The organism is Ruegeria sp. CDSB029, assembly GCF_059611125.1.
In genome coordinates this window covers 260,465-286,173 of the sequence record NZ_JBXWOX010000002.1, presented here as the reverse complement: position 1 = coordinate 286,173, position 25,709 = coordinate 260,465, and the positions used below count along the sequence as shown (strand labels likewise).

The 25,709-nt window shown below is 57.8% G+C and carries 34 protein-coding genes; 14 read left to right on the top strand and 20 right to left on the bottom strand.

Annotation, left to right across the window (positions count from 1 at the left end; genetic code table 11):
- The 3 genes from AC2FI8_RS04010 to AC2FI8_RS04000 all read right to left on the bottom strand — a co-directional run bounded on the left by AC2FI8_RS04010 (position 1) and on the right by AC2FI8_RS04000 (position 2,073).
- The gene (locus tag AC2FI8_RS04010; RefSeq protein WP_496777277.1) at positions 1 to 720 is read right to left on the bottom strand and encodes a GNAT family N-acetyltransferase; all 720 of its coding nucleotides are present in this window, start codon (positions 718 to 720) and stop codon (positions 1 to 3) included.
- Positions 717 to 1,439, bottom strand: a complete 723-nt coding sequence (locus tag AC2FI8_RS04005) for a competence/damage-inducible protein A (RefSeq protein WP_496726389.1) — start codon at positions 1,437 to 1,439, stop codon at positions 717 to 719. Before AC2FI8_RS04005 ends, AC2FI8_RS04010 begins: the two co-directional genes overlap by 4 nt.
- A gap of 70 nt (positions 1,440 to 1,509) precedes the next feature.
- Entirely contained in the window at positions 1,510 to 2,073 is a 564-nt protein-coding gene (locus tag AC2FI8_RS04000) for a TetR/AcrR family transcriptional regulator (protein ID WP_496726390.1), read from the bottom strand.
- Between the two features lie 99 nt (positions 2,074 to 2,172).
- On the opposite strand from AC2FI8_RS04000, the gene AC2FI8_RS03995 reads away from it, so the two are divergent.
- Both AC2FI8_RS03995 and sfsA read left to right on the top strand, forming a co-directional pair.
- Positions 2,173 to 2,928 carry an SDR family NAD(P)-dependent oxidoreductase gene (locus AC2FI8_RS03995; protein ID WP_496777275.1) on the top strand — a complete coding sequence of 252 codons (756 nt, stop codon included), beginning with the start codon at positions 2,173 to 2,175 and terminating at the stop codon, positions 2,926 to 2,928.
- 39 nt (positions 2,929 to 2,967) lie between these two features.
- Positions 2,968 to 3,684, top strand: coding sequence for a DNA/RNA nuclease SfsA (gene sfsA / locus AC2FI8_RS03990; protein ID WP_496777272.1), 717 nt, complete (start codon positions 2,968 to 2,970; stop codon positions 3,682 to 3,684).
- A 26-nt stretch (positions 3,685 to 3,710) separates the two neighbouring features.
- On the opposite strand, the gene AC2FI8_RS03985 is transcribed toward sfsA, so the two are convergent.
- Positions 3,711 to 4,526 (bottom strand): class I SAM-dependent methyltransferase, encoded by an 816-nt coding sequence (locus AC2FI8_RS03985; protein ID WP_496777269.1) that lies wholly within the window; start codon positions 4,524 to 4,526, stop codon positions 3,711 to 3,713.
- A 200-nt stretch (positions 4,527 to 4,726) separates the two neighbouring features.
- Here AC2FI8_RS03985 and map point away from each other — a divergent pair, with 200 nt between their 5' ends.
- Positions 4,727 to 5,539, top strand: a complete 813-nt coding sequence (gene map / locus AC2FI8_RS03980) for a type I methionyl aminopeptidase (protein ID WP_496726394.1) — start codon at positions 4,727 to 4,729, stop codon at positions 5,537 to 5,539.
- Here map and AC2FI8_RS03975 read toward each other — a convergent pair.
- From AC2FI8_RS03975 to AC2FI8_RS03960, 4 genes are read right to left on the bottom strand one after another with little or no spacing between them, the layout of a single operon-like run.
- Entirely contained in the window at positions 5,527 to 5,694 is a 168-nt protein-coding gene (locus AC2FI8_RS03975; protein ID WP_496777268.1) for a hypothetical protein, read from the bottom strand. The genes map and AC2FI8_RS03975 overlap by 13 nt on opposite strands.
- A 35-nt stretch (positions 5,695 to 5,729) precedes the next feature.
- Entirely contained in the window at positions 5,730 to 6,365 is a 636-nt protein-coding gene (locus AC2FI8_RS03970) for an HAD family hydrolase (RefSeq protein ID WP_496777266.1), read from the bottom strand.
- Between the two features lies 1 nt (position 6,366).
- Positions 6,367 to 6,924: a 16S rRNA (guanine(966)-N(2))-methyltransferase RsmD gene (gene rsmD / locus AC2FI8_RS03965; protein WP_496777264.1), complete on the bottom strand. Its 558-nt coding sequence runs from the start codon at positions 6,922 to 6,924 to the stop codon at positions 6,367 to 6,369.
- Positions 6,921 to 8,132: an NAD(P)/FAD-dependent oxidoreductase gene (locus tag AC2FI8_RS03960; RefSeq protein WP_496777262.1), complete on the bottom strand. Its 1,212-nt coding sequence runs from the start codon at positions 8,130 to 8,132 to the stop codon at positions 6,921 to 6,923. The genes rsmD and AC2FI8_RS03960 overlap by 4 nt, the downstream gene beginning before the upstream one ends.
- Positions 8,133 to 8,231: 99 nt before the next feature.
- On the opposite strand from AC2FI8_RS03960, the gene AC2FI8_RS03955 reads away from it, so the two are divergent.
- From AC2FI8_RS03955 to AC2FI8_RS03940, 4 genes are all read left to right on the top strand, one after another.
- Positions 8,232 to 8,717 (top strand): peroxiredoxin, encoded by a 486-nt coding sequence (locus AC2FI8_RS03955; RefSeq protein WP_058279067.1) that lies wholly within the window; start codon positions 8,232 to 8,234, stop codon positions 8,715 to 8,717.
- Between the two features lie 104 nt (positions 8,718 to 8,821).
- Positions 8,822 to 9,067 carry a hypothetical protein gene (locus AC2FI8_RS03950; RefSeq protein WP_282152276.1) on the top strand — a complete coding sequence of 82 codons (246 nt, stop codon included), beginning with the start codon at positions 8,822 to 8,824 and terminating at the stop codon, positions 9,065 to 9,067.
- A 10-nt stretch (positions 9,068 to 9,077) separates the two neighbouring features.
- The gene (locus AC2FI8_RS03945; protein WP_496777260.1) at positions 9,078 to 9,428 is read left to right on the top strand and encodes an EF-hand domain-containing protein; all 351 of its coding nucleotides are present in this window, start codon (positions 9,078 to 9,080) and stop codon (positions 9,426 to 9,428) included.
- Positions 9,429 to 9,461: 33 nt separating this feature from the next.
- Positions 9,462 to 9,770, top strand: a complete 309-nt coding sequence (locus tag AC2FI8_RS03940) for a hypothetical protein (RefSeq protein ID WP_113790945.1) — start codon at positions 9,462 to 9,464, stop codon at positions 9,768 to 9,770.
- Here the strand turns inward: AC2FI8_RS03940 and AC2FI8_RS03935 are convergent.
- Genes AC2FI8_RS03935 through AC2FI8_RS03920 form a run of 4 tightly spaced genes read right to left on the bottom strand, consistent with a single transcriptional unit; the run spans position 9,767 to position 12,509 of the window.
- Positions 9,767 to 10,060, bottom strand: a complete 294-nt coding sequence (locus AC2FI8_RS03935) for a 4a-hydroxytetrahydrobiopterin dehydratase (protein ID WP_170411625.1) — start codon at positions 10,058 to 10,060, stop codon at positions 9,767 to 9,769. The genes AC2FI8_RS03940 and AC2FI8_RS03935 overlap by 4 nt on opposite strands.
- Positions 10,057 to 11,244, bottom strand: coding sequence for a GNAT family N-acetyltransferase (locus tag AC2FI8_RS03930; protein WP_496765560.1), 1,188 nt, complete (start codon positions 11,242 to 11,244; stop codon positions 10,057 to 10,059). Before AC2FI8_RS03930 ends, AC2FI8_RS03935 begins: the two co-directional genes overlap by 4 nt.
- 45 nt (positions 11,245 to 11,289) lie before the next feature.
- Positions 11,290 to 12,057: a glycerophosphodiester phosphodiesterase family protein gene (locus AC2FI8_RS03925; protein ID WP_496735031.1), complete on the bottom strand. Its 768-nt coding sequence runs from the start codon at positions 12,055 to 12,057 to the stop codon at positions 11,290 to 11,292.
- Complete coding sequence (locus tag AC2FI8_RS03920) at positions 12,054 to 12,509, bottom strand: RidA family protein (protein ID WP_058275010.1); 456 nt, start codon at positions 12,507 to 12,509, stop codon at positions 12,054 to 12,056. The genes AC2FI8_RS03925 and AC2FI8_RS03920 overlap by 4 nt, the downstream gene beginning before the upstream one ends.
- 291 nt (positions 12,510 to 12,800) lie before the next feature.
- Between AC2FI8_RS03920 and AC2FI8_RS03915 the strand changes: the two genes are divergently transcribed.
- Together AC2FI8_RS03915 and AC2FI8_RS03910 are read left to right on the top strand one after the other, a co-directional pair.
- Positions 12,801 to 13,628 (top strand): MlaA family lipoprotein, encoded by an 828-nt coding sequence (locus AC2FI8_RS03915; protein ID WP_082649379.1) that lies wholly within the window; start codon positions 12,801 to 12,803, stop codon positions 13,626 to 13,628.
- The gene (locus AC2FI8_RS03910; protein WP_496726405.1) at positions 13,618 to 14,217 is read left to right on the top strand and encodes an MlaC/ttg2D family ABC transporter substrate-binding protein; all 600 of its coding nucleotides are present in this window, start codon (positions 13,618 to 13,620) and stop codon (positions 14,215 to 14,217) included. Before AC2FI8_RS03915 ends, AC2FI8_RS03910 begins: the two co-directional genes overlap by 11 nt.
- A gap of 71 nt (positions 14,218 to 14,288) precedes the next feature.
- On the opposite strand, the gene AC2FI8_RS03905 is transcribed toward AC2FI8_RS03910, so the two are convergent.
- From AC2FI8_RS03905 to AC2FI8_RS03890, 4 genes are read right to left on the bottom strand one after another with little or no spacing between them, the layout of a single operon-like run.
- Positions 14,289 to 15,386 carry an ABC transporter ATP-binding protein gene (locus AC2FI8_RS03905; RefSeq protein WP_058275012.1) on the bottom strand — a complete coding sequence of 366 codons (1,098 nt, stop codon included), beginning with the start codon at positions 15,384 to 15,386 and terminating at the stop codon, positions 14,289 to 14,291.
- Between the two features lie 3 nt (positions 15,387 to 15,389).
- A complete protein-coding gene (locus AC2FI8_RS03900; RefSeq protein WP_496726406.1) occupies positions 15,390 to 16,289 on the bottom strand; it encodes a carbohydrate ABC transporter permease in 900 nt (299 codons plus the stop codon).
- Positions 16,282 to 17,154 (bottom strand): carbohydrate ABC transporter permease, encoded by an 873-nt coding sequence (locus AC2FI8_RS03895; protein ID WP_058275014.1) that lies wholly within the window; start codon positions 17,152 to 17,154, stop codon positions 16,282 to 16,284. Before AC2FI8_RS03895 ends, AC2FI8_RS03900 begins: the two co-directional genes overlap by 8 nt.
- Before the next feature lie 57 nt (positions 17,155 to 17,211).
- A complete protein-coding gene (locus AC2FI8_RS03890; RefSeq protein ID WP_496777257.1) occupies positions 17,212 to 18,456 on the bottom strand; it encodes an ABC transporter substrate-binding protein in 1,245 nt (414 codons plus the stop codon).
- A gap of 217 nt (positions 18,457 to 18,673) precedes the next feature.
- On the opposite strand from AC2FI8_RS03890, the gene AC2FI8_RS03885 reads away from it, so the two are divergent.
- Positions 18,674 to 19,405 (top strand): response regulator transcription factor, encoded by a 732-nt coding sequence (locus AC2FI8_RS03885; protein WP_496777255.1) that lies wholly within the window; start codon positions 18,674 to 18,676, stop codon positions 19,403 to 19,405.
- Positions 19,402 to 20,844 carry a sensor histidine kinase gene (locus tag AC2FI8_RS03880; RefSeq protein WP_496777253.1) on the top strand — a complete coding sequence of 481 codons (1,443 nt, stop codon included), beginning with the start codon at positions 19,402 to 19,404 and terminating at the stop codon, positions 20,842 to 20,844. The genes AC2FI8_RS03885 and AC2FI8_RS03880 overlap by 4 nt, the downstream gene beginning before the upstream one ends.
- Before the next feature lie 4 nt (positions 20,845 to 20,848).
- On the opposite strand, the gene fliP is transcribed toward AC2FI8_RS03880, so the two are convergent.
- From fliP to fliF, 4 genes are read right to left on the bottom strand one after another with little or no spacing between them, the layout of a single operon-like run.
- A complete protein-coding gene (fliP, locus tag AC2FI8_RS03875; RefSeq protein ID WP_496777251.1) occupies positions 20,849 to 21,580 on the bottom strand; it encodes a flagellar type III secretion system pore protein FliP in 732 nt (243 codons plus the stop codon).
- Positions 21,580 to 21,867 carry a FliM/FliN family flagellar motor switch protein gene (locus AC2FI8_RS03870; RefSeq protein ID WP_282119613.1) on the bottom strand — a complete coding sequence of 96 codons (288 nt, stop codon included), beginning with the start codon at positions 21,865 to 21,867 and terminating at the stop codon, positions 21,580 to 21,582. The genes fliP and AC2FI8_RS03870 overlap by 1 nt, the downstream gene beginning before the upstream one ends.
- A complete protein-coding gene (locus tag AC2FI8_RS03865) occupies positions 21,860 to 22,456 on the bottom strand; it encodes a FliH/SctL family protein (protein WP_496777250.1) in 597 nt (198 codons plus the stop codon). Before AC2FI8_RS03865 ends, AC2FI8_RS03870 begins: the two co-directional genes overlap by 8 nt.
- The gene (fliF, locus tag AC2FI8_RS03860) at positions 22,456 to 24,045 is read right to left on the bottom strand and encodes a flagellar basal-body MS-ring/collar protein FliF (RefSeq protein WP_496777248.1); all 1,590 of its coding nucleotides are present in this window, start codon (positions 24,043 to 24,045) and stop codon (positions 22,456 to 22,458) included. The genes AC2FI8_RS03865 and fliF overlap by 1 nt, the downstream gene beginning before the upstream one ends.
- A gap of 119 nt (positions 24,046 to 24,164) precedes the next feature.
- On the opposite strand from fliF, the gene AC2FI8_RS03855 reads away from it, so the two are divergent.
- Genes AC2FI8_RS03855 through AC2FI8_RS03845 form a run of 3 tightly spaced genes read left to right on the top strand, consistent with a single transcriptional unit; the run spans position 24,165 to position 25,705 of the window.
- Positions 24,165 to 24,662: a flagellar basal body-associated FliL family protein gene (locus AC2FI8_RS03855; RefSeq protein ID WP_496777246.1), complete on the top strand. Its 498-nt coding sequence runs from the start codon at positions 24,165 to 24,167 to the stop codon at positions 24,660 to 24,662.
- Positions 24,663 to 24,671: 9 nt separating this feature from the next.
- Positions 24,672 to 25,133 (top strand): hypothetical protein, encoded by a 462-nt coding sequence (locus tag AC2FI8_RS03850; RefSeq protein WP_496777244.1) that lies wholly within the window; start codon positions 24,672 to 24,674, stop codon positions 25,131 to 25,133.
- Entirely contained in the window at positions 25,130 to 25,705 is a 576-nt protein-coding gene (locus tag AC2FI8_RS03845) for a MotE family protein (RefSeq protein ID WP_496777243.1), read from the top strand. The genes AC2FI8_RS03850 and AC2FI8_RS03845 overlap by 4 nt, the downstream gene beginning before the upstream one ends.
- Positions 25,706 to 25,709 lie beyond the last annotated feature (4 nt).

Genomic DNA, 25,709 nt, shown 5'->3' with positions numbered 1-25,709 from the left:
TCACTCTCCTTGGACAAGCTGACGGTAATGGTATTCGCCGGTGATCCCCATCCCGAGCACATGGTAGAGACCATTTGCCCCGTCATTGGCCTTAGTGCAGATCACACTTAGCGTTTTTGCGCCGTTCTTCTGTGCCCAGATTGCAGCTGCGCGCATGGCCCACTTTCCCAAGCCCTGACGGCGATAGGCCGGTAAGATTTCCAGCGCATGAACCATGGCGACGTCGTCGTGAATGGCGACAAAACCGGTCCCCGCCGGGTGATCGGAATGACGTAGGAATATCCCCGTTTTAGGCCCGTCGGCGCGGTCCATGATGGCCAGCCGCTCTGGCCCGATCCCGCCCTGCGCCCAGATCTCGTTCATGATCGCCAGCGGACTCCAGATGGTAAAGGCGGTGACCCGAGGGATGGGCGTATCGGTCAGGTGGTCGACCGGGCATTGGTAGATGTTGACGGGATCAAGAATGTCATAGCCCTGATCCGCAAGCTGCTGATCCAACCCTTCGTCGCCCGGTCGCAGGCAGAAAATCGGTCGCTGACCCATCGCGCGCATCGCCTCTTCTGCAGCTTTGATGTCAGCGCCGGTTGCTAGTGCCACAGCGCTGGCCGCAGACACCCGCGAACCGCCACCCAACCCTTGTCGCAGTCGAATTGGGCCAATTGTTTCGGACCGAGCCGCCGGCCATGTGCCGTCGACAACGTCGGCCCAGTTCGGGCTCAAAGCTCCAGCTCTTTTGCCAACCGGGTCGTGGCCGCATCGACCTGTGACCCGTTCGTGCCCCGAACCACCACGTTAGAGCCGAATACACCATTTACCTGAAACGGATAGCTGCCGATGGCGAGATCAGGGTAATCCTCAGCCAAAGCCGAGAGGATTGAGGCGATATCACCTTCACCCCGATTGATCCGCAGCGTTTGCGACAACAGGGGATCGCCACCGGTCAGCTTTGGCAGAACGCTGGCGACCATGGCCTGAAAGATTGTGGGGATACCCGCCATCACATGCACATTCCCAAGCGTGAACCCTGGTGCGGTCGAAACGGGATTATCGATCAATGTCGCCCCATCCGGAATACGCGCCATACGCAGGCGCGCGGCGTTCAGTTCCAGCCCTGAATTCTCATAGTGCCGTTCCAGCAACGCGCGGGCATCATCCCGCACGTCGATCGTCGCCCCAAAGGCTCGGGCAATACATTCGGCCGTGATGTCGTCATGCGTCGGGCCTATTCCGCCGCTGGTGAACACATGATCGACCTGCTCAGACAGCGCTCGAACGGCTTGTTCGATAGCAGTGGCGTCATCGCTGACCATCCGGACCTCTTTAAGGTCAATGCCCTGCTTTGTCAGTTCCTGCGCTAGATAATGCATGTTCGCATCCCGCGTGCGTCCCGACAGGATTTCATCCCCGATCACAAGCATTGCTGCGGTTGGGTTCGGCATGACCTGTCCTTTCCTGATATGGCACAGGCCGCAAGATATCGTTCCTGCTGAACCTCGCAAGGCCCGTTTGTCAGTCCCGCAGCGCTTGGGCAGGCAAATCCGCAGTGACGCTTTGGAACAGGTCCATATCATTCATCGACCGCGCCAGGATCATTGCCCCTTCCAGACGGGCAATCGTTTCCCCTGCTCGGGCTTCGGGATTTGCGGCACCAGCAGCCCGGAAAACCGTTTCCAGCCATACGAGATTGCGCTCAAAAAATTCGCGAGTCCGTCCGGCGACCGGGTCTGGCAACCTTGCGATTTCAGCACCGAACATACCGCAAAGGCACATCAGGTCCTGTTCGATCAATGCTTGTCTATATGCCGCGACATATTGTTCAAGAGATTCCAATGGCGTGGCTTCGTCCAACCGTCCCAACGCCCCCAGAAACCGATCAGTGTACCGGGTCACTAGCGCCTCGCCCAAAGCTTCCTTGGTGGGAAAATGGTAGTGAATGCTGGCCGATTTGATGCCGATTTCAGACGCGATGTCGCGAAAACTGAAGGCATAATACCCGCCTTGTCGCGCCATACGCTCGGCCACATCCAAAATACGGCTGGCAGTTTCTGACAGGGGTTTTTCCGTTTTGGGCATCTGCTCATCAATCTAAAATTTACCTACCACTAGATAGGGGGTTGTATTTCAAATTTCAAACTCAATATATCTACCTATCAGTAGATAGGGAATCTGATCATGACACAGACAACAACACTTATCGTCGGCGGATCCAGCGGAATGGGTCTGGCCACAGCACGCCAAATCATAGCAAGCGGCGGGCACGTGACCCTTGTCGGGTCATCCGCTGGCAAGTTGGACGCGGCGAAAGCGGAACTTGGCGACAAAGCGGACATATACCGCGCGAACCTGCGTGACCCGGCAGACGTCGAAAGGTTGATCAAACAGATCAAATCGGACACGCGTCACATTCAGGGGTTGGTGAATGCAGCCGGTACATTTGCGCCAAAACCGTTCCTGGAACACACTGCCGAAGATTATGACAGCTATTTGGATCTGAACCGTGCAACCTTTTTCATCACGCAGGCCGTGGCCGAAAACATGAAAGCCAACGGAGGCGGCAATATCGTCAACATAGGCTCTATGTGGGCAAAACAGGCAGTTCGCGCCACACCGTCCTCGGCCTATTCGATGGCCAAAGCCGGCCTTCATTCCCTGACGCAGCATCTGGCAATGGAGCTGGCAGAACATAACATCCGAGTGAATGCGGTTTCTCCAGCTGTGGTGGTGACCCCCATCTATGGTGCCTTCATCGACCCGGAACAGATCGAGGCCACCTTGACCGATGCCTTCGACGCATTCCACCCGATCGGCCGCGTCGGTCGACCCGAGGATGTGGCGCATACCGTCACCCATCTTTTGTCCGATGATGCGGGTTGGGTCACTGGGGCAGTCTGGGATGTTGATGGTGGCGTAATGGCGGGCCTCGTCTGACACTTCCCATGCGGGCGGGGGCGCGGTAAGCCGGGTGGCATGAAGTTTGCCACCCCATTGATCCCCGCCCGCCTTATCCGCCGCTACAAACGCTTTCTGGCCGATTGCCAGTTGGAGGACGGGCGTGAAGTAACCGCCCATTGCGCCAATCCGGGGTCAATGATGGGTCTGGCGGAACCCGGCGAGAAGATCTGGTTGGAACCCAACGATGACCCGAAGAAAAAACTGAAATACGGCTGGCGTCTGGTCGATCATGAGAACGGGCATTTTACCGGTGTTGACACCTCAGTACCCAACAAAGCCCTGCGCGCGTCCCTTCAGGCCGGTGAAATACCTGAGCTTGCAGCCTATAAAACCGTCCGTCCCGAGGTGAAGTACGGCGAAAACAGCCGTATTGATTTTCTGCTGACGCAACCTGGCCTGCCCGACGCCTATGTCGAGGTCAAAAGCGTGACCCTGTCCCGTGAACCATGTTTGGCAGAGTTCCCCGACAGCGTCACCGCACGCGGTACCAAACATCTAGGAGAGCTGACGGCCATGGTGACCCAAGGACATCGCGCGATCATGCTGTATCTGGTGCAGCGCACGGATTGCGACCGGTTTGGTTTGGCGGCGGATATAGACCCGGCCTATGCGGCGGCATTTGAGACGGCACAGGCGAACGGTGTCGAACGATTGGTGTATGGTACGCAAATTTCGCCCGAAGGTGTTTGGGTGGATACCACACGGTTCGGGGACTTTAACCTGCCCGGGTAATATCACTTGCCCCCGTCAGGTCCGATTCACCCCTTGTTTCGGCATTCGAACTGGGTTGCCGAAAGGGGCATCACCATATCACTGGCCTCAAATCTGGACCGCAGCGCCGACAGCATTTCGGCCACAACCGCATCCGGATCGACGCCTCCGCGCGCTCTGATTTCGTCAATCAACGGATTTCCATACACCAGGGCTGTCGCAAATTTCTCAAGGTCGGCGATTGGTTTGTTCAGCCTGATGGTTTCGTGCGTAACAGTCCCCCAACCTGCGGCCGCAAGGTCCGCGTGAACGATGTCGGGGTCGCCATAGTGGAACGGGACTTTGTAGAATCCGGGTGGGTTTGCGGGAAAGAACGTCATCGCCGCTTTGTGGGCTGTCTCGGAAAACGGGTTTTCGGACATATCGCTCCAGACATTGAACACGTACCGGCCACCTGGCTTCAGAACACGGGCAGCTTCGCGATATGACGCAGTTTTGTCCGGAAAGAACATCACGCCAAACTGGCAAACGATCAGGTCAAAACTGTTGTCTTCGAAGGGCAGTTCCATTGCGTTCGCTTGGACAAACTCGACATTCTCACTGCCGGAGAACTTGGCTTTTGCAATCTCCAACATGGGCGGATTAAGGTCCGTAACCGTCAGCGAAACAGACGGGTTTAATGCGTCGAGCAGCTTACGGCTGACAATTCCCGTTCCTGCGGCAAGCTCCAGAACGCGACCCGTTTCTAGGCCGCCACACAGCCCGGTTAACCTGTCGGCATAGTCTACAAAAATGTTCGGTCCCAGACCCTGATCGTAATGGTGTGGAATTTCACCGATAAAACTGGCAGAATTGCTGGACATTTCGATCCTCCAAAACGATCTCACTGGGATAAAACAACATTCTATCTGAAATTATGATTTTGAGCGAATTTGATAGACTTTGCAGCCTTGATCCGGGGGCTTTCCGCGCCATCTAGCACCCGCAAACGCACACCCTCTGGAACTTTCTGCACAAGCAGCGTAAAAGGCAGGCTGCGCGCAACATTTGGAGCTTAGCGTCGATGAAAGAACATCGTGGCCGTCTGACCAAGGACGGCATCCGCATTTATGAACAGGGCGACTTTGCCGGCATGCATGCGGCAGGGGCTTTGGCCGCGCGGATACTCGACGATATTGCAGAACATGTGTTTCCAGGCCAGACAACTGGTGTGATTGACGGGCTCATCACGCAGATGGTCGAGGATGCGGGCGCGACATCGGCGACAATTGGCTACAAGGGCTATCAGCATGCCAGCTGTATCAGCGTGAATCACGTGGTTTGCCACGGCATTCCCGGTGACAAGAAGCTGAAGGATGGCGACATTCTGAACATCGACGTCACGGTCATTGTGGACGGCTGGTTCGGCGATACTTCGCGCATGTATGTCGCGGGGAAACTACCCCGCAAGGCTGAACGTCTGATCCAAGTCACACATGATGCGCTGTTCAAGGGCATCGAAGCGGTCAAGCCGGGCAATACGTTCGGCGATATCGGCCACGCGATTCAGGCATATGTCGAGGCGCATCGGATGAGCGTCGTGCGCGATTTCTGTGGCCACGGTCTGGGCCGGGTGTTCCACGCGCCGCCAAACGTTCTACACTATGGCCGTCCGGGCACTGGCGCGGTTCTGGAAGAGGGTATGTTCTTCACCATCGAACCGATGGTGAACCTTGGCCGTCCTGAGACGAAAACACTGGCCGACGACTGGACCGCTGTGACCCGCGACAAGTCACTGTCAGCGCAGTTCGAACACTCGGTGGGTGTGACGGCTGATGGTGTCGATATCTTTACCCTGTCACCGGGCGACAAGTTCCACCCGACCTATTCGTTCTGATCTGACGCCTGTTCGCGCAGGAGTTTCAGCAGCAATGTTTCCTTGCCCCACGGCGTAATCGCGTCGTGGATGAACACAGGCGCGCGCATTGGCTTAGGCTCGGGGCCGGTGCGGGCTTCGGCGTCCTTCGAAGGTGTCCAGAGAGGTGAGGTCAAAGCGCGGTCCATGGGCCGAGCTTACCATGGTCAGATCAGATTCCCAAAAGGGTCGGAACCTCGGCCATGTCGGTGAAAACCTCTGCTCCGAGGTCCGCCAGAAATGCACCTTTTCCGTCAGGCACATAGCCCAGGCAGCGCATATTGGCACGGATTGCTGCGGTGACGCCGCTGGCACTGTCTTCAATTACAACTGGCGCGGTGGCCTCAAATTGACGAGCTGCTGTAAGGAACATGGTGGGGTCAGGTTTACCGACGCCCAAAGTGTAGGCTGAAAACATCACATCCTTGAAGCGATCCCAAAGGCCATTCTGCCCCAGCGAGACTCGCATTTTGTCAGGCCCGCCATTGGACGCTACGCAGAAAGGAATTCCGCGCGCATCCAAGAGCGTCAGCAATTCCACTACACCCGGAACCAAAGGAACACCCTGACGCAGTCGGGCGTCGGTTTCGGCATCGAATTCCATAATCCAGTTCTCGGGCAGGTCAGCCCCCAAATCGCGCGCGATATCCTGCACTTCCGGCATGGTCCTGCCGGTGAAAATCCTGTGGCACTCCTCCGCCGTCAAGGACAGTCCATGTCGGGTAAAGTTCGCAACCATCACCTGATTGGACAGGGGCTCACTGTCGACCAACACACCATCGCAATCGAAGATGACCAGATCGTGCATGTCAGGCCGCTGTCCGCCACATCAGTGAGATATGCGTGTCGCCATATTTACGCGCATTGTGCAGGTCAAACCCTTCGGGCGCGGCCATGGGGGCGTTTTCTTCCCAGACGATCAAGGCGTCCTTTGCCAGCCACCCCCCTTGAGTGGCCGTCGCAAGCGCCTTTTGCCCAAGGCTTTTGCCGTAAGGCGGGTCAAGAAAAATAAGATCACAAGGCGCGCCCGGATTGTCGCCCAATCGCGTCGCGTCGCGACGGATCAGATCAGTACGGTCCTTGCTGTGGGTCAGATCAACGTTCTTACGGATCAGCCCCTGCGCGACGCGCCCGTCATCCACGAAAGTCACATGCGCCGCGCCGCGCGACAGCGCCTCAAGCCCCAGTGCTCCGGTGCCGGCGAAAAGGTCCAGAACACGCAGCCCATCAAAGTCGATCTGATGGCTCAGCACATTGAACAGGCTTTCACGCACACGGTCAGTGGTGGGACGCAGATGCGCCCCGGCATCTCCTTTGCCAACCGAGGCCAAGGCGCGGCCCCGGAACTCTCCGGCGATGATCCTCACGCTTTGAGCAGCGGTTTCAGATCCGCGTCTGGGTCGGCCACGACGGCCGGGTCGGCCGTTTTGCCCGCGTCTATCAGGCGTTTGCCGACCATGTAAGCGCGCGGGTCGTTCATGGCGTCGACCGCGATCAGCTGGTCGCCTTTGTAATACCAGAAGGACACCGTCTGCCCGTCGCCCTTGCGGGTCACCACGCGGTCATAGCCGGTGTTCAGACCTGCGATCTGTAGTTTGACGTCATACTGGTCCGACCAGAACCACGGCGTCGCCACATAATCCTTCGCGGCACCCAGCATGTTCTGAGCAACGATCTCGGCCTGATCGATGGCATTCGGTACACTTTCCAGCCGGATTCGGCCACCATCATGTGGGAACGACGCGCAATCGCCCGCCGCCCAGATAGCCGGATCAGAGGTGCGGCCATGGGTATCCGTTTTGATGCCGTTGTCCAATTCCAACCCGGCCATCTCGGCCAATTGGGTCGAGGGTGCGATGCCCACGCCAACCACGACGAAATCAACCTCAAGCTTGGTGCCATCAGTCAGAATGGCCCCGGTGACCTTGCCGTCTTCGCCGACCAGACGATCCAGCCCGACGCCTTCACGAATGTCGGCACCGTATTCGGAATGCAGAGCACGGAAGTAGTCGCTGGTTTCCGGTGCCGCGACACGTTGCAAAATCCGTTCTGCCATCTCAACCAGAGTAACCTTGACTCCACGCTTGGCGCAGACGGCGGCCGCTTCAAGCCCGATATAGCCACCACCAACGATCAGGGCGCGGGCGCCCTCTTTCACGCGGGGCTCCATCTCGTCGATATGGGTCAGGTCGCGCACGACATGGACGCCTTCGAGATCACCGCCAATGGCAGCAGGCAGGTAACGCGGGTCGGAACCAGTGGTCAGGGCCAGTTCGTCATAAGAAATCACCTCATCGCCCAGGGTCACGGTCTTGGCCTTGGGGTCGATCGCGGTCACGCGTTTACCCAGACGCAGGGTGATGTTGTTTTCGGCGTAGAAACTTTCAGGGCGTAGGAACAGGCGTTCAAGCTCCATCTCACCCAGCAGATAAGCTTTGGACAGTGGGGGGCGCTGATAGGGCAGATGCTGCTCGGCACCGATCAGCGTGATATCGCCTTCAAACCCGTCCTTGCGCAGTCTTGCAACAAGAGATGATCCCGCCTGCCCGGCTCCGATCACAACAATATGGCTCATCTTCGTCCTGCCCTGTCAAATTCCCGTGGTTTCATTCTCTGGCTCACCTATATTGCGGCTGAGGCCGACTCTGCAAATCCAATCGACAGGAGGAACAAGATGATTTCAACCGGTGATACGCTTCCCGACGCAACGTTGACTCAAATGGGGGCAGAAGGGCCCGAAGAGGTTCGGATTTCAGACAAGACCAAAGGCCGCAAAGTTGTGATCTTTGCTGTGCCCGGCGCATTCACGCCGACCTGCCACTCGGCCCATGTGCCCAGCTTTATGCGCACCAAGGAACAGTTCGACGCCAAGGGCGTGGACGAAATCATCTGCGTCTCGGTCAACGACCCCTTTGTAATGAGCGCATGGGGCGAAGCCACTGGCGCGACAGGTGCAGGCCTGACCATGCTGGCCGACGCCGCATCCGAATTCACCAAGGCCATTGGCATGGATTTCGACGCCCCGCCCGTCGGCCTGCTTGCGCGCTCAAAGCGCTATGCGATGTTGGTCGAAGATGGCAAAGTCGTTGCATTGAATCTTGAAGAAAACCCAGGTGCCTGCGAGATTTCCGCGGGCGAAGGTCTGCTTGAGGCCATCTAGGTCACTCGGGCCCCGGTACAGCCGGGGCCACGTTAACCCTATTTCACTTGATGCAACTTCCTGATGGGTCGATACTTGCCCCATTCATTCAGGGAGTTTTTTTGATGAAGCTCAAAGTCATCACGGTCATTCTGGGTGCTGCAGGCTCGCTGGCAGCGTGTGGCCCGGCCCCGACACCTCAACAGCAGCAAGCACGACAGCATGAGATCGCCTGCCTCGGCGGCACACTAGGCGGCGCACTGATCGGCGGGGCGATTGGCAATCAATTCGGTGGTGGCACCGGCAAGGACATCCTGACCGCAGCAGGGGCCGTCACGGGCGGTGTCTCGGGCCAGCGTTACGCGTGCTGAGGAGAGAATGATGATAAAAACAGCTATTTTGACGACAGCGGGCATTCTGTTGGCCGGTGCAACCTTGGCGGAAACAGTGGCTGGACTGCACGAAAAGGAACTGAACGCCATTGACTCCAACAACGATGGCTTCCTGTCCAAGGACGAGTTCAACGCCTTTTCGGATTATGCCTTTCAGGCCATGGACGAAGACAAGAACGGAACGCTGGGTCTGGAAGAGGCCAAGCCGTTTCTGGACATAAAGCAGTTTCAAAACGTTGACCGCAACAACGACAGCTTTATCTCACGATCAGAGTATGACCAGCAGATGGGCGATGATTTCCTGGCCGCCGATCAGGACGGAAACGGCCAGTTGGATTGATCGCACGACCGGGCTGATTGATAGGAGTGTGGTATGAAAAAGTGGATGGCCTTCGGCATTTTGGGGTTTCTTGCAGCCTGTGATACGCCGCAGGCCCCCGTGGTGACCGGACCGAACGGACAGCCCCAGATCCAGATCAGTACTTCGGGCCTGACGTGCTATGATACGCGTTGTTTGGACATTAACCCGGCCGCGCGCAGCGTTCGTTCGGTTGGGAATCGGACAGCCGGTATTCCACGAGACATCGACGTCAGCAACGGCACGGTCACACCCGCCGAATTCCGTCGTCTGGGTGAAATCGCCTCTCTGGCCGGTGGTATGGGCTCCAGAGGAGACCGTTAAACGAGGCTGTCCATTTTTCGCGCCAATTTGGCGTCCAGCGAAGACAACCCGCCGACATCATGTGTGGACAGGACTACCTCGACCGTGCGGTACACGTTTGACCATTCAGGGTGGTGGTTCCACTTCTCGGCAAAGATCGCCACTTGGGTCATCCAGCCAAAGGCGTGGACAAAATCCTCGAAAATGAAGGTCTTGGTGATAGCATCCCGGTCGGTGACCATGGTCCAGCCGTTGTCGAACAGCGGATCAAGAAGAGGGCCGCGAGTTTCGGTCGACAATAGTTCCGTCATTGCTGTTCCTCCGGATTCGATTTTCTGAACGGACCATAATCCGTCAGAATCTCGATCTCTTCTCCCACTGCGTGGGCCTCGGCGTCCAGATATTTCTTGATCGCATCGGCAAAGCCCGGGTCGTTGACCCAATGCAAGCTATGCGTGCGCGTGGGCAAGTAACCGCGCGCCAGCTTATGTTCACCCTGCGCGCCTGCTTCGACCCGCGCCAGACCTTCCGCAATGGCAAAGTCGATCGCCCTATAATAGCACAGTTCGAAATGCAGGCAGGCGTGATGTTCAGTGCAGCCCCAATACCGCCCAAAAAGCGTTTCGCGGCCGATGAAATTCAAAGCCCCGGCGATAGGGTATCCGTCCCGTTCAGCCAGCACCAAGGCCATGTCGCCCGCCATAGTTTCATGTGCAATATCAAAGAATTGGCGAGTCAGATAAGGCACGCCCCATTTACGGGACCCGGTGTCCTGATAAAACTGCCAGAAGGCATCCCAGTGTTCGGGGCGCAGGTCATCCCCTGTCAGAGTGCGGATTTCGCCGCCAAAATCGATGGCCTGCGCGCGTTCTTTGCGAATGTTCTTGCGCTTGCGCGACGATAATGCCGCAAGAAATCCGTCGAAATCTTGGTATTCGTCATTCAGCCAGTGAAACTGCTGCGACTGACGCAGCATAAGCCCCATCTGTTCGCCAGCCAGCGCCTCGGCATCGGTGCAGAACGTCGCGTGGACTGAAGACACCTGATTGTCCGCAGCCAATTGCACCGACCCCTGCACCAGCGCAGACATGCCAACCGATTCATAGCCGGGGCGCACCAGAAAACGCCGACCTGTTGCGGGTGTGAACGGCACGGCGATCTGCAGCTTGGGATAATAACGACCCCCGGCACCTTCATAGGCATGAGCCCAGTTGTGGTCGAAGATGTATTCGCCCTGACTGTGGGATTTGGCATACATCGGGGCCGCCGCGATCAGCATCCCATCCAGATAGGCCGTCAGATATTGCGGTTGCCAGCCCGTTCCGCGCCCAACCGAGCCGCTGTGTTCAAGTGCCAGCAGAAACCGGTGGGTAGTGAACGGATCAAGCGGACGGCCGCCATCGGCAACCTCGGGACAGGCACAGCTATCCCATTCCGCCGCAGATATCTGCGACAGTGAGCCCAGCACCCGAACCTCGATCTGTGCCTGATCCATTTGCCCTCCGCCTCTGATCTTTATCTGTGACGTCGCAGGGCTGGTTCAACCCGGTTGTACAGCCAGATACCCTTCGAAGGTCACATTGTCCGCAACTTCGCGGGCCTCTGCCTCTTGTTCAGGCGACCGCACCGTCCAGCACAGGACCGGTACACCGCGTGCCTTCAGTTCAGCCACGCGGGGGCGGTCAAGGTCTTCGACCTCATGGCTGATGAAACTGGCCTCGACACGGTCGAAATCCGGAATGTCGCGCAGGTGGTCACAAACGCTCTGAGGTAAAAGTTCGACCTTGGGCTGGTACGATCCCGTCACGATGCCACGCGGCAGATGCGGTGCCAGCCGCGCCAGTTCAGCGACCGAGTTGGGGTTGAACGACATCAACGCCACCGGCCCATCGTAACCTGACAATGCACGCACCGCGTCTTGTTCCAACGGGCCCACGGATGTACCCATCGCGCCGTCCTGATCCTTGAATTCGATCAGCAGCGGTACTTTGCCTGACACGATTTGCAGCACCTCATCCAGCGTCGGGATACCATCGTCCGCGTGCAACAGCGTGGTGCCTGATGCCTGAACCGACGTGATCAGTTGGATCGGGCCGGGCTGTCCGGTCAGGCGGGTCATGTCATAGTCATGAAACACCATGGCGCGGTTGTCCGAGGTCCGTTGCAGATCAATCTCGATCCCATAACCGGCGTCGACCGCAGCCCGGATGGCCGCCCGGCTGTTTTCCGGGCGGTTGTCCTGTTTGTCGTGCAGCGCACGATGCGCCAACGGGACTTGAAGGAATACGTCAGGCAGCGCGGGCGTCATTGAACTTCGAAGATACCTTCGATCTCAACCGCGACGCCCAAGGGCAGTGCCGCCGCACTGACGGCCGAACGCGAATGGCGACCTGCATCACCCAGCGCTTCGACCAGAAAGTCTGACGCACCGTTGATGACTTGCGGCTGCGCGGTAAAATCTGCCGTCGAGTTCACAAACCCGGTCAGCTTGATGACGCGCACCAACTTTTCGATATCGCCACCGCAGGCCGCTTTGACCTGGGCCAGAAGGTTGATCGCACATACCTTGGCCGCAGCAGCGCCTGCTTCGACTTCCATGTTGTCGCCCAGCTTGCCAGTGATCAGATCATCCGCCTTCGAGATCTGCCCCGAGACATAGACGATATTGCCCACGCGCACGAAGGGCACGTAGTTGGCCGCCGGCGCAGGAGCGTCCGGTAGGTTGACACCCAAGCTTTCCAGTTTCGCCGCGATGCTCATGAGGTCTCCTCCCAAATTTGAGTCGGGGCGAAGCTAACCGGGAAGGCAAGGATCGAAAAGTGCGAAAACGGCGATGTGACCTGCACCGGTTGTGGGCGTAACTTTTCTTATTCTGAACTGTTGAACCTGTGTCACTTTACGTTGACCTATTCGGCAGGTTAAACGCTATCTGTTTCATATTGGTGGCGAAACGCCTATGTGACTTTGGGTAGGCCGGGCACAACGGCCAAAAAGAGTATTGATTAAGTGTTCGGGCACGGACTGTCCGAACGTTTTGGAGTGGCAAAGATCGTGTTGAGCAGAATCAGCCTAAAACCCCTAATCGTTGTGTCCGTATTGGCAGTTCTCAGCGCCTGCACCACACGCCCTCCGGAGGGTGTTCAGCAGGGTGAAGCATTTGATCCGTATGAACGCAACAACCGGGGCATCCACAAGTTCAACCTTGGCGTCGACCGGTTTCTGTTTCGTCCCGCCTCGAAAGGGTACGTAAAGATCGTGCCCGACCCGATGGTGACCAGTTTCAACCATTTTGCCGAAAACCTGACGATGCCGGGCCAAGCCGTGGACTACCTGCTGCAAGGCAACCTCAAGCAGTCGGGCAACGCATTGCTGCAGTTTGTGATCAACACGACCGTTGGTGGTCTGGGGTTGTCAGCCCCCGCCGACGAGCTGAACCTTCCGCCTGTGGATACCGATTTCGGTGAAACGCTGCACGTCTGGGGTTTTGGCGAGGGCGCCTATGTCGAGCTGCCGCTCTATGGCCCGTCAACGCAGCGGGACTCGATTGGCGTTATCGTCAACCTGTTCTCGAACCCGATCAACTTCTCTCCGGTCCGTCCGGTCGACAATATCGGTGTCTATGCCGAGGTCGTGCGCCGGATGGGTGATCGGGGGCGTTTTTCAGACACGGTCGATTCGATCCTATATGAAAGCGCCGACAGTTATGCACAAGCGCGGACCATTTACCTACAAAATCGCCGCTTCGAACTGGCGAGAGACGACGAAGAAACCTATCTGGGTCTTTACGACGACCCTTATGCAGACAATGGGACCGACCCTGTCAGAGATCCCTACCTAGACCCATACGAGGACCCCTATGAGGACCCCTATGCCGAGTAACCATATGAACCGACGCGGTTTTGTCGCCACTGGCCTTGCCGGTCTGGCACTGACCGCCCTGCCTTTTTCCGCCTTTGCCCAGACTGAAGCCAGCGCCAAGGCTCTGGTCGTCAGTGTCGTGGATGACATCAACCGCATTATCGCCTCGGGCAAATCCGAAAAGGCGATGATCCGCGATTTCGAAAAGGTCTTTGTGCAATATGCCGATGTGCCGATCATGGCACGTTATGTGCTGGGGGCGGACGCCCGTTCGGCCAGCCCGTCGCAGTTGAAGCAGTTCACCAAAGCGTTTCAGGGCTATATCTCGAACAAGTATGGCCGACGTTTCCGCGAATTCATTGGTGGGCAAGTCACCGTCCGGAAAGCCCGGAAAATCAAGGCCGGTTACGAGGTACGCACCTCGGTTAAGCTGCAGGGCTCGTCCCCGTTCGAGGTGACATTCCTGGTTTCGGACAAATCAGGCCGCGACAAGTTCTTCAACATGTTCATCGAAGGGGTGAATATGCTGCTGACCGAACGTACCGAGGTTGGCGCTATGCTGGACGCCCGTGGCGGCGACCTGAACCGTTTGATCAAGGACATGGGCTAAACCAAGGTCAGCCAACCCGGTTAAGTATAAGAAAAACGCCGCGCGATAGGGTTCGCGCGGCGTTTCTTAGTTCAATTCAGGCGCTCGCCGGTTTCCTTGGCGAAGTAAGATACTTTGCTCATATCGAAGGCCAGGTTCAGCATCTTGCCCGCCTGAGCACTGGTTTCCGCGTGCAGCCTTGCGGTCACCTGCTTGCCGCCCAGTTCTGAGACAACATAGGTATCGGCCCCTGCGGGTTCGACCATATCGACCATGCACGCCGCTTCCTGCACGCCATCACCGGCACGGAAACCGGCCTCGGCAATATCCTCGGGGCGCAAACCCAGGATCACATCCTCGGGCAACGCCAGATCGCGCGCATCGTTCAGAACCAGAGTTTCCCCGGCATCGCGCGAGATGACGATTTGTGTACCCGATCCGTTTTTTGTGACCTGCGCAGGGATCAGATTCATTGCCGGCGAGCCCATGAAATCGGCGACAAACAGATTGGCCGGATTGTTGTAGATCTCGGCCGGGCTGCCGATCTGCTGCACGATACCGCCCTTCAGGACCACGATTTTGGTGGCCAGCGTCATCGCCTCAATCTGATCGTGGGTCACGTAGACGATAGAAGCGTCCAAGGTTTGGTGCAGCTTCTTGATCTCGGTCCGCATCTCAACCCGAAGCTTGGCATCGAGGTTCGACAGCGGCTCATCAAACAGGAACAGCTTGGGGTCACGCACCAGCGCCCGGCCCATCGCCACACGCTGACGCTGACCACCGGATAGCTGGCTGGGACGACGGTTCAGCAGCGGCTCGATTTGCAACAGTGAGGCCACATCGTTCAGCTTGGCCTCCTGCGTTGCCTGATCGACCCCGCGCACCTTCATGCCGAAGGTGATGTTCTTGGCGACGCTCATAGTCGGATACAGAGCGTAGGATTGGAACACCATCGCGATGTCGCGGTCCTTGGGGCTGACATGGGTCATGTCTTTGCCGCCAATCGCCAGTGTCCCGTCGGTGATTTCCTCCAACCCCGCAATGCAGTTCAGCAAGGTGGATTTACCGCAGCCCGAGGGGCCGACCAGCACCAGGAAATCACCCGGTTCGATCGAGATGTTGATGTCCTTCAGAATTTCGGTTGCGCCGTAATTCTTGTAGAGTTTGTTGATATCAAGGATGGGAGCCATGGGTTATCCCTTCACAGAGCCAGCGGTCAGGCCGCGGATGAAATACTTACCGGCAACGACATAGACGAGCAGCGTCGGCAGCCCCGCGATGATCGCGGCGGCCATGTCGACGTTGTACTCTTTGACGCCGGTGGTGGAGTTTACGATGTTGTTGAGCGCCACAGTCACGGGCTGCGTGCCCGCCTGGCTGAACGACACGCCGAACAGGAAGTCATTCCAGATCTGCGTGAACTGCCAGATCACTGTCACCACGATGATGGGCAGCGACAGCGGCAGGAAGATCGACCAGAAAATCCGCAGAAAGCCTGCCCCATCGACCCGGGCGGCTTTGGTCAGCTCGGCCGGAATGGTGACATAGTAGTTGCGGAAGAACAGCGTAGTGAAGCCAAGGCCATAGATCACGTGGACAAAGATCAGGCCCGGAATGGTTCCGGCGATCCCCATCATGCCCAGCAGACGCGCCATTGGCAGCAGGACAACCTGGAACGGGATAAAGCAACCGAACAGCATCAGAGAGAAGATGATGTTAGCGCCTTTGAACCGCCACTGCGCCACGACATAACCGTTCAGCGCACCTATCAGGGTGGACAAAAACACTGCAGGCACCGCGATCAGGACCGAGTTCCAGAAGTAAGGCCGCAGACCTTCACATTGGATACCGGTACAAGCGCCGGACCATGCGGTTTTCCAGGCGTCGAAGCTGACTTCGCGCGGCAGAGAGATCAGGGACCCGGTGCGGATTTCCTCAAGGCTTTTCAGCGATGTCGTCAACATCACGAACAGCGGCATCAGGTAGTACAGCGCGAACAGGCCCAGCAGGACGTAAAGCAGCCAACGAAGGGCAACCTTGCCGGTGGCGCTCTGCGAGCGGGTTTGGGTTTGGGGCATCGACAGATCAGTCATTTTTCGCCCTCAGCTCTGAATAAAGATATGGAACCACGATGGCAAAGACGACCAGCATCATGATCATTGCGGAAGATGCCGCCTGACCAATATCACCGCGCGAAAACGCCATGGCATACATATATGTGGCTGGCAGATCAGTCGCGTATCCCGGACCACCACCTGTCAGCGCGATGACAAGGTCAAAGCTCTTGATCGCAAGGTGGGCCAGCACGATGAAGGCAGACAGGAAGATCGGTGCCATCGACGGTATGATGATCGCCGTATAGATGCGCCATGTGGGGATACCGTCGACTTGGGCGGCTTTGATGATTTCACCATCCACCGAACGAAGCCCGGCCAGAAACAGCGCCATAACAAAGCCCGAGCTCTGCCAGATCGCGGCAATCACGATCGTGTAGATAGCGTAATCGGGGTTCACCAGCCAATCGAATTCGAAATTCGGAAAGCCCCAGCCCTGCACCATGGATTCAATGCCCAGACCTGGGTTCAGGATCCACTTCCATGCGGTGCCGGTCACGATCATCGACAGTGCCATCGGGTACAGGTAGATGGTGCGAATGACCCCTTCGACGCGGATCTTCTGATCCAACAGGATGGCCAGTAGCAGGCCCAGCACCATCGCGATCACGATGAACAGCGCGCCAAAGATATACAGGTTGTTGATTGCCGTATCCCAGCGAGGGGAATCGAACAGGCGTTCATACTGAATGAAGCCATGGATCTCGTATTTCGGCAGTAGTTTCGATCGGGTCAGCGACACCCATGCGGTCCATCCGATAAATCCGTAGACAAAAATCAATACGGCGATGAACGACGGTGCCAGCACCACCTTGGGCAGGTGGTTTTCCAGCCATTCGGACATTTTTTCCTCCGGGGAAAAGTGCTCTGCCCCTCAGTATAGGGGGCAGAGCGTTTTGGATCAGTAGCTGTTGGCCACTGCGTCCGCCAGTTGCTGAACCGCGTCAGCCGAGGACATATCCGAGTTGAAATGCGCGGTCACAACATCCGTGATCGCACCAGACTGCGACCCGCGCAGCGCCATGCCATGGGCGTAAGACGGCAGCAGCGAACCACCTGCCGAGGTCGTACCCATGTCTTCTGCCGAGATTTTCGCGCAGATATCAAAGGCATCCAGCGCTACGTCAGTCCGTGCAGGGATCGAACCCTTGTTCAGGTTGAACACTTCCTGGAAGTTCGGTGCGACGATCAGTTTGGCCAGCAGTTCCTGGCCGGCGCGGTTGTCGTCACCTTCAACTTCGAACATGGCAAAGCTGTCGACGTTGTACAGATATCCGTCACCGGGGGTCGAGGCACACAGGAAATCTTCGCCGGGCTTCTTACCAGCGGCCAGGAATTCACCTTTGGCCCAGTCACCCATGATCTGGAAAGCGGCCTCGCCATTCATCACCATGGCGGTGGCCAGGTTCCAGTCGCGACCCGAGAAGTTTTCGTCAACATATCCACGCATGGTACGCATCTGGTCAAAGACCTGTACCATTGTGTCCGACGTCAATGCTTCGGGGTCGAGATCGACCAGGGCTTTCTGGTAGAATTCTGGTCCACCAATACCCATGACGACCGCCTCAAACACGGTCGCGTCCTGCCAGGCCTGACCACCGTGGGCCAGCGGGATCACACCAGCTGCCTGCAGTTTTTCGGCCGCTGCGTTGAACTCATCCCATGTGGTGGGCATTTCGATTCCGTTTGCTGCCAGAACATCAGCATTCGCCCAGATCCAGTCGATGCGGTGCACGTTCACGGGTGCAGCGCACCAAGTGCCTTCGCACATCATATGGCCCGCGATCGACGCAGGCAGGACATCCGCCCAGCCTTCTGCCTCGGCCACGTTCGAAATGTCGGCCAGAACGCCTTCTTCGTACCATTCCTGAATGGCAGGGCCTTTCAGCTGGACTGCGGTCGGCGCGTTACCGGACAGAACGCGGGCGCGCAGCGCGGTCATTGCCGCATCACCACCGCCACCCGCAACGGGCATGTCGGTCCAGGTACCGCCGTTCGAGGCGAATTCTTCCTGCAGAACGGCAACCGACTTGGCCTCACCACCCGAGGTCCACCAGTGCAGTACTTCCGCCTGCGGCTCGGCCACAACGGACGATCCGGCCACAACGGCCAAAGTCGAAACGGTGGCAAATGCAAAACGCTTCATTTTTTGTCTCCTCCCTGAGAACTCAGTGACTGCCAAAGCAGCGATGGCGCTATTACTGTGGTCTGATCGCCGTCTGGCAAAGCGGAATTCATAGTAAAGCACGGAAACGGCCCAAATTTTCACCACTTCTGTTACAGCGTGTTACGTTGGCATTGAATCTGTTTCCATTCGTTACAATGGACAACGACAGAGGGAAAAGATCGGGAGGAAAGACAGAGTGAGCATTCCGCGGCTTCTGGTGGTGGATGACGACCCTGAGATGCGGTCGATGATGACGCAGTTACTGCAGCGAAACGGCTTCATCGCGCTGCCCGCCAGTTCTGAACAGGAAATTCGCGCGCACCTGTCCAACGGGCGGATAGACCTGATCCTGCTGGATGTCATGCTGGGCGACGAAAACGGCATCGACATCTGTGCGCGGCTGCGGCGCGAACAGGATGTGCCAATCATTCTGGTCTCTGCCTTGTCTGCCGACCATCAGCGTATGGCCGGATACGAAGTTGGCGCAGACGACTACATTGCCAAGCCGTTCAACCCGCAACTGATGCTTGCCCGCGTCCGGGCAGTGATGCAACGCGCTCGGCGCTCGTCTTCGCTGGCCTATCGACGCCGAACGCGCACTTTCCGATTTGACGGATGGGTCTATGATGGCAAGCGTGATGATTTACATTCGCCCGAAGGCTATTTGGTCGCGTTGTCACAAAGGGAAACCGCCCTGCTCAAGGTGCTTTTGGCCAATCCGCACATACCTCTGACCCGCGATGAAATCGTCGCGGCGCTGGATGTAACAGGGGACAGTGACAAATCCGAAGCGCAGGGCCGCGCCATCGACATGCTGGTCGGTCGCCTGCGGTCCAAGATCGAGACCAATCCGAAAGATCCACAAATGCTGCGCACGGAACGCGGGGTCGGGTATATTTTTGCCGCCGACATTTCGGTCGAAGAATGACGCTGCGCCTGCGCAATCTGGGGTGGCTTTGGACCCTTTCGGCCTTTGCTGCCGGTTTGCTGTCGGCAGGGTTATGGTTCGCTTCGGCGCGCGCTTGGAACGACTACCTGCTGCAATCCTTTGTAGCAGGGTTCACCGTCTACGAAGAGTTGCGAACAGGCATGGCCCCCTCCGAGGGGTTGTCGATAACGCCCTTGCCGCCCCAAGATACGACCCTTGCCGAAAATGGCGAGTTTCAGCGGTTGCCCGGATTTTCAAACCGCCGCTTCGTCACCAATCTTTCGATCCTAACCGACAGTTCCTCACCGCTGAGCGGACGTGAGTTAACCGTGGCGATTCTGTCCGACCGGTTGGTTTATCCGGTGTCGGACATTGTGTCAGGCAGTGATCAAACCGGGCCTGAAAAGATGGGAAACTTGACCCGGTTGCTGGCGACATATTGCAGTGAACCGATCCTGATTGCGAAATTTGGACGCGAGGCCTGGCATCAGGTCGACGGGACCCAGATCTGGGGCTGTCAGGCGGCCCCAATGGATTTGCGTCTGCCCGCAATTCTTATGGGGATCGTCGCAATGGCGGTCATCTTGTCCGCAGTCAGTAACGTCTCAGATACCTTCACCCGGTTTGCCCGCGCGTTGCGCGAACGGCAGCGCCTTGGTGGGCCGGAAAGCTACGAGGCGGATGGCCCGAATGAACTGCGCGATATCGTCTCGGCGGTGAACGCCCATCTTGAGGCCGAGCGCGCGCAGCTTGAAAAGCGGGCGACGGTCTTGTCCGGTGTCAGCCACGATCTGGGCACCCCTGCGACCCGCGTGCGATTGCGTGCCGCCCTGATCCCCGACGATGAGCTACGCGAAAAGCTCGAGGCGGATGTAGATCAGATGACGGGCATGATCGAAAGTGTCCTGACCTATACGCGATCCGAACTGGATGTTGAGGAACCGCGCCAGATTTCTCTGACCTCTTTGGTCGAGGCTCTGGTCGCCGATTATCAGGATATGGACCTACCCGTGACACTAAAAAAGATCGACCCCGTCGCGGTCGATGGGGTTACATCGGTTTTCATGTCCCGGCGCGGACACGGGCAGCTGACCGAAACACGCCGCGTCCTGGTCATGGCGCGACCCATATCGCTTAGGCGTGCGCTGACCAATTTGATCGACAACGCGTTGAAATATGGTCGACACGCCGAAGTGCAGTTGGCGACCGATGCGACCACCGCGACGATCACGGTCGAAGATAAGGGCACCGATCTGTCGGTGGAGGACATCGAAAACCTGATGGCTCCATTTCGTCGTGGGTCCAACACCGGATCGTCCGACGGCTATGGTTTGGGCCTGACAATTGCCGCCACCGTGGCCGAACAGCATGGCGGAGAAATGCGCTTTGAGGCCGGCGACTGCGGCCTGCGCGCCTGTCTGCAAATCGCCCGGCAGTAAAAAACTAGGTGGTATAGCTGCGCACAAGCGCGCTGGCGATCAGGGACCACCCGTCGGCGATGACAAAAAACGCCAGTTTAAACGGCAAGGACACTGTGGCTGGCGGCACCATCATCATCCCCATCGACATCAGCACCGCCGCAACCACAAGGTCGATGATCAGAAATGGCAGAAAGACCAGAAACCCGATCTGAAAAGCGCGCGCAATTTCGGACAGCATGAAGGATGGCATCAGGATGGACAGCGGCGCGTCGGGCGACAGCGTTGTGGCATCACCACCGGGGCGCAGGGCGGCCATGGCGTGAAACGAATCGGGGTCCAATCGCGCAGCCATGAAACCGCGAAACGGCTGTAATGCACGCTCCAATGCAGGCTCGACCTCCATCGTTTCATCGACCAACGGCCGAATTCCTGTTGTCCAGGCTTCGGAAAAGACCGGCTCCATGATGAAATAAGTCAGAAACAACGCCAGGCTGACAATCAGCATATTGGGAGGAGATTGCTGCAACCCGATACCTTGGCGCAGGATCGCCAAAACGGTGATCAGAAACGGAAAACAGGTGATCATGATCGCCAATCCCGGAGCCAGGCTGAGCACGGTGATCAACAGGATCAACTGAATCGTGCGCGCAGAAATCGAACCGCCCTCGCCCAGCGAAACAGACAACTCCTGCGCCGTGGCCAAAGACGGGGTCAGAACCGCAAACGCGACCGCCAGAATTAGAACTTGGCGCATCAGCCAATCCCGTTTTGCAGGTCCGCGATTTCGGTCAGACGCACAGCCAACTGACCGGCCTGCTCGCCCTCCATCTCCTCTAGCAAACCGCGTGCGACAAGCTGGTCGCCGACATACAGGTCAACCGGATCCTCAATGCGTTTGTCCAGCATCAGCACGGCGTTTTCCCCCATGTTCAGCAGATCACGGATCAAAGGGCGCGCCCGGCCAACCGATACGGTGACTTCAATCGGAACGGCCTCGAACGGGTTGGGCTTCTCGGATTTCGGGGTTTGCGGATCACTCATTGGTCACTGCCTCTTTTGCCTGAAAAACATACGCCTGAAAGGCTTTATCGATTGCAGCAAGCAAACCGCTGCAATCCACCTCGCGCTGGGAAATCCCGACCTTGAGCCGCGCTTGCCCTGCTTCAAGCGACGGGTCTTCGATCACCTGCACAGGCGATGACAGCTCGGCGGGGATCAGGTCTTCCACCTCGTTCACACGACCTGAAGGTACGAAGATTTGCATTGGCTGTCCGATCTGCCCGCGCGCCATATCGGTGAGTTGTTCGACAAGCCGAACGGCAAACCCTTGGTCCAGCATTTCAGGCAAAACTAGCTGTGTCAGGCTCTGAAACATCGGTTCCAGCGACAGGGCCATCCGGTTAACCGCTTCATGGTAGGTAAAAGACATATCTTCGAGCGATTTGGCCAATTCGGCCGAAACCTGCCCCCGGCTCTGCTCTTGCGCCTGGACCGCGTCTTCCCAGCCGGCGCTATAGCCTTGCTCGAACGAGGCCAGCCTTTGTTCCTCTAACGCGTCCTCATCCAGTACGTGCAGCTGTCCGTCGCCGGCCTGTAAAGTGAAATCCTCAAGAAGATGGGCAATCGACATCAGACACGCTCCTCACCTTCTTCCAGCCAGCTGCGCAGGATTTCGACCGTTTCTTCCTGCTTGTCGCCGATCATCGCCCTGAGCCGATCCACCGGGTCCGCCCTGGCATCGGTCGCAAGCGCCGGGACGTTCCCAGTGGGCGCCTGCCCCGGCAAGGTGGTGAATTGCCCGCCCTCTTCCGTCGCAATTTCGCCGGTCAGGTATGCGTCAGGTTCCAGGGCTGTACCTGCGGGCAACAGCGCCGGAGCAGTCGCCGGTTGGGTCAGTATGGGGCGGATGACAAACACCCCAAGTACCAGGGAAACCAGCGCCAATACGGCCAACTGAATCAGCGACATCGCGTCGAAATGCACCTTCTGCCACAGCGAGGCGGTTGCCAGACTGCCCTGCGGCTCGACTGCCGGCAGATCCAGCGATTTCAGCGTAATAACGTCGCCCCGCTCGGCATCGTAACCCACTGCCGAGGCCACAAGCTCCTGCAGTGCATCCATCTCGGCCTGCGGCATCGGCGTGAATGCTTCACTGCCGTTTGCGTCCACGGATCGCGTTCCGTTTACGAGAACAGCAACCGTCAGTCGCTTGATCGCGCCTGGACCGTTGTGAACCTCTAGCTCGGTTTCGGAAACCTCGTAGTTGACCCGTTCTCGGGTCTGGGTTGCGTTCGAATTGGATTCGTCCCCGCCCGCGCCATCACCGTCCGGCAGGTTCGATGCAACCGTCACATCCCCGGACTGGTTGCGAGCGCTGTCCGAACGCTCTTCGACATCGGTGCTGATGGCCACACGGCCATTGGGGTCGAAACGCCGTTCGCGGATTGATTCTGTCTTGGTAACCGTATCGACACTCACCTCGACCACCGCATTTCCAGCTCCGACCCGGGCTTCGATCAGACGCAGAACCCGTTCGCGCAGCTGGCGCGATTTATCGTCAGCGGTATCTGCGGACACCGGGTTGTCCTGTACTCCGATCACTGCGCCATTCGAATCGATGACGGTGACGTTCTCGGGCGCCAGTCCGCTGACTGCGGACGACACAAGAAACCGGATCGCCTTTGCCTGATCCGACGTGATGTCCGTGCCCGACGCGACTAGGTAGATCGATGCGGTTGGTGCAACACTGCGCTGGAACGGATTGGCTGAACCGTTGGCAATATGCACACGTGCCTGGCTGATATGGGGGCTGCCGACAATGGTTCGGGCCAATTCACCTTCCTTGGCGCGCCAATATGCGGCGTCAAACATCTGCGATGTTGTGCCAAACCCGCTGAGCGAATCCAGCAGCTCGTAGCCCCGGTTTCCCGTTGCAGGCAGGCCTTCGCTGGCCAGCGTCAGGCGCAATTCATCCCGCTGTGATCCCGGCACATAGATTGAACCACCGCGAATCTCATACTGCACCCCGCGCTGATCCAATGAACGGACGATATCCCCCGCAGCGCCGCTTTCTAATCCGGCATAAAGCAGGGTCATCGACGGCGTTGTCACCAGACGCGACATCGCAAGGACCCCCAAAAACACCAGCACGACTGCACCCGCGACAATGATTTGTTTACGCCTGTCCAAACTTGCCCAGACAGTTCCGATCTGCTGCACGATCACCTCCGACTCGCCGACATTCTGTGCGACGTATCCCTTGTTTGGACGATTGCCCTTAACAATCGGTTAGTCCCTGTCGGGTTATGACGATTGCAGATTGTAGGAATGAGGACGTCATGACCGACGCGACTGCAGAACAGGCAGAAGTCCCGGAAAAATCTGGGAAAAAGGGAATGATAATAGGCGCGATTCTGGCGATAGCCGGTGCTGCGGGCGGGTATTTCCTGACCACCACCGGCCTGTTGCCAATAGGTGGAAGACCCGTTGTACAAAACGCCGAGGAAACAGAGAAAAGCAAGCCTGCCAAGGCTCTGCCAAAGGTCGGTTTCGTTGACCTTGCCCCAGTCGTCGTTTCGGTAAACACAAGCGATTCGCGACATCTAAAGTTTCACGCCCAGCTCGAGGTGAACGCGCCGTACATGGCGGATGTGGAAAAGATGAAACCGCGAATCATGGACGTGCTGAACGGATATCTGCGCGCGATTGAGGTAACGGATCTTGAGGATTCGCTCGCGCTTATGCGCATCCGAGGACATCTGTTACGGCGTGTCGAAATCGTCGTCGGTGAAGGCCGTGTGCGCGATGTTCTCGTCATGGAATTCGTACTGAACTAGGAGGCGAAGTTGGAGCTGATTGCAGATATTTTGCTGGTGGCAGGTGCCTTGGGTGCGGGTCTTTATTGTTTCGTCCTGTCCAGACGGTTGAAACGCTTTACCGACCTTGAAAGAGGCGTCGGTGGTGCCGTGAGCGTGCTGTCATCCCAAGCGGAAGAGTTGAAACGGTCACTGGATTCAGCGCGCGACGCCTCGGATCAATCTGGCGTCGCGCTGAAGGATTTAACCGAGCGCGCCGAAACAGTGGCGCAGCGGCTTGAGCTGATGATGGCCTCGATGCATGACGTAGTGCCGGACGATGAAGAGGCGACCGAGTCCCCTACACCAGAACCTGAGCCGGTTGTTTCAGAAGAACAGTCCCAAACCACCTCAGTGCCCGTTATTGAAGAAGACGCGCCAGCCGAGACTCAGGTCAAACGTCCAGGTGGGTTGATGTTCCTGCGTCACAGCCGCAGCGAGGCCGCGACATGAGGCGGAAGCGGGCGGAAAATCGCCCCAAAGGCGGCGTTCTTGCGGTGATCGCGATGCTTATGATCGGTTCCGCCGCGATCAGAATAGGATTCGAGGCCGGCCCCGCGCTGGCTAAAGGATCCGATCCCGCCCCATCGCTGGCGAGGGGCAGCCAACCCGAACAGCCCGGTGCGCAAGAATTGTTGACTGAATTGCTAAGCCGCGAAGGCGCACTCAAAAAACGAGAGGCCGCTTTGGAAGACAAGGAAAAGGCGCTCGATATCGCGGATCAGGCGATTGAAACGCGCCTGGCTGCCTTGCAGGAGGCCGAAGAGTCGCTGCGACAGACACTGGCCTTCGCCGAAAAAGCCGCCGAGACCGATCTGACGCGCCTGACGGATGTGTATCAGAGCATGAAGCCCAAGGACGCAGCCGCCCTGTTCGAAACCATGGACCCAGGCTTTGCGGCTGGCTTTCTGTCGCGGATGCCGCCTGACGCAGCAGCAGGTGTTCTGGCCGGTCTCAGCCCCGAAGCCGCCTATACGATCAGTGTGATCATCGCCGGTCGCAATGCTGCGGCTCCGCAGGAGTAGCGCA

Excerpts from the sequence above, each read along its gene's own strand:
- AC2FI8_RS04005 (WP_496726389.1), bottom strand. The coding sequence starts at position 1,439 with ATGCCGAACCCAACCGCAGCAATGCTTGTGATCGGGGATGAAATCCTG.
- AC2FI8_RS04000 (WP_496726390.1), bottom strand. The coding sequence starts at position 2,073 with ATGCCCAAAACGGAAAAACCCCTGTCAGAAACTGCCAGCCGTATTTTG.
- AC2FI8_RS03995 (WP_496777275.1), top strand. The coding sequence starts at position 2,173 with ATGACACAGACAACAACACTTATCGTCGGCGGATCCAGCGGAATGGGT.
- sfsA (WP_496777272.1), top strand. The coding sequence starts at position 2,968 with ATGAAGTTTGCCACCCCATTGATCCCCGCCCGCCTTATCCGCCGCTAC.
- AC2FI8_RS03985 (WP_496777269.1), bottom strand. The coding sequence starts at position 4,526 with ATGTCCAGCAATTCTGCCAGTTTTATCGGTGAAATTCCACACCATTAC.
- map (WP_496726394.1), top strand. The coding sequence starts at position 4,727 with ATGAAAGAACATCGTGGCCGTCTGACCAAGGACGGCATCCGCATTTAT.
- AC2FI8_RS03970 (WP_496777266.1), bottom strand. The coding sequence starts at position 6,365 with ATGCACGATCTGGTCATCTTCGATTGCGATGGTGTGTTGGTCGACAGT.
- AC2FI8_RS03960 (WP_496777262.1), bottom strand. The coding sequence starts at position 8,132 with ATGAGCCATATTGTTGTGATCGGAGCCGGGCAGGCGGGATCATCTCTT.
- AC2FI8_RS03955 (WP_058279067.1), top strand. The coding sequence starts at position 8,232 with ATGATTTCAACCGGTGATACGCTTCCCGACGCAACGTTGACTCAAATG.
- AC2FI8_RS03950 (WP_282152276.1), top strand. The coding sequence starts at position 8,822 with ATGAAGCTCAAAGTCATCACGGTCATTCTGGGTGCTGCAGGCTCGCTG.
- AC2FI8_RS03945 (WP_496777260.1), top strand. The coding sequence starts at position 9,078 with ATGATAAAAACAGCTATTTTGACGACAGCGGGCATTCTGTTGGCCGGT.
- AC2FI8_RS03940 (WP_113790945.1), top strand. The coding sequence starts at position 9,462 with ATGAAAAAGTGGATGGCCTTCGGCATTTTGGGGTTTCTTGCAGCCTGT.
- AC2FI8_RS03935 (WP_170411625.1), bottom strand. The coding sequence starts at position 10,060 with ATGACGGAACTATTGTCGACCGAAACTCGCGGCCCTCTTCTTGATCCG.
- AC2FI8_RS03930 (WP_496765560.1), bottom strand. The coding sequence starts at position 11,244 with ATGGATCAGGCACAGATCGAGGTTCGGGTGCTGGGCTCACTGTCGCAG.
- AC2FI8_RS03925 (WP_496735031.1), bottom strand. The coding sequence starts at position 12,057 with ATGACGCCCGCGCTGCCTGACGTATTCCTTCAAGTCCCGTTGGCGCAT.
- AC2FI8_RS03920 (WP_058275010.1), bottom strand. The coding sequence starts at position 12,509 with ATGAGCATCGCGGCGAAACTGGAAAGCTTGGGTGTCAACCTACCGGAC.
- AC2FI8_RS03910 (WP_496726405.1), top strand. The coding sequence starts at position 13,618 with ATGCCGAGTAACCATATGAACCGACGCGGTTTTGTCGCCACTGGCCTT.
- AC2FI8_RS03905 (WP_058275012.1), bottom strand. The coding sequence starts at position 15,386 with ATGGCTCCCATCCTTGATATCAACAAACTCTACAAGAATTACGGCGCA.
- AC2FI8_RS03900 (WP_496726406.1), bottom strand. The coding sequence starts at position 16,289 with ATGACTGATCTGTCGATGCCCCAAACCCAAACCCGCTCGCAGAGCGCC.
- AC2FI8_RS03895 (WP_058275014.1), bottom strand. The coding sequence starts at position 17,154 with ATGTCCGAATGGCTGGAAAACCACCTGCCCAAGGTGGTGCTGGCACCG.
- AC2FI8_RS03890 (WP_496777257.1), bottom strand. The coding sequence starts at position 18,456 with ATGAAGCGTTTTGCATTTGCCACCGTTTCGACTTTGGCCGTTGTGGCC.
- AC2FI8_RS03880 (WP_496777253.1), top strand. The coding sequence starts at position 19,402 with ATGACGCTGCGCCTGCGCAATCTGGGGTGGCTTTGGACCCTTTCGGCC.
- fliP (WP_496777251.1), bottom strand. The coding sequence starts at position 21,580 with ATGCGCCAAGTTCTAATTCTGGCGGTCGCGTTTGCGGTTCTGACCCCG.
- AC2FI8_RS03870 (WP_282119613.1), bottom strand. The coding sequence starts at position 21,867 with ATGAGTGATCCGCAAACCCCGAAATCCGAGAAGCCCAACCCGTTCGAG.
- AC2FI8_RS03865 (WP_496777250.1), bottom strand. The coding sequence starts at position 22,456 with ATGTCGATTGCCCATCTTCTTGAGGATTTCACTTTACAGGCCGGCGAC.
- AC2FI8_RS03855 (WP_496777246.1), top strand. The coding sequence starts at position 24,165 with ATGACCGACGCGACTGCAGAACAGGCAGAAGTCCCGGAAAAATCTGGG.
- AC2FI8_RS03845 (WP_496777243.1), top strand. The coding sequence starts at position 25,130 with ATGAGGCGGAAGCGGGCGGAAAATCGCCCCAAAGGCGGCGTTCTTGCG.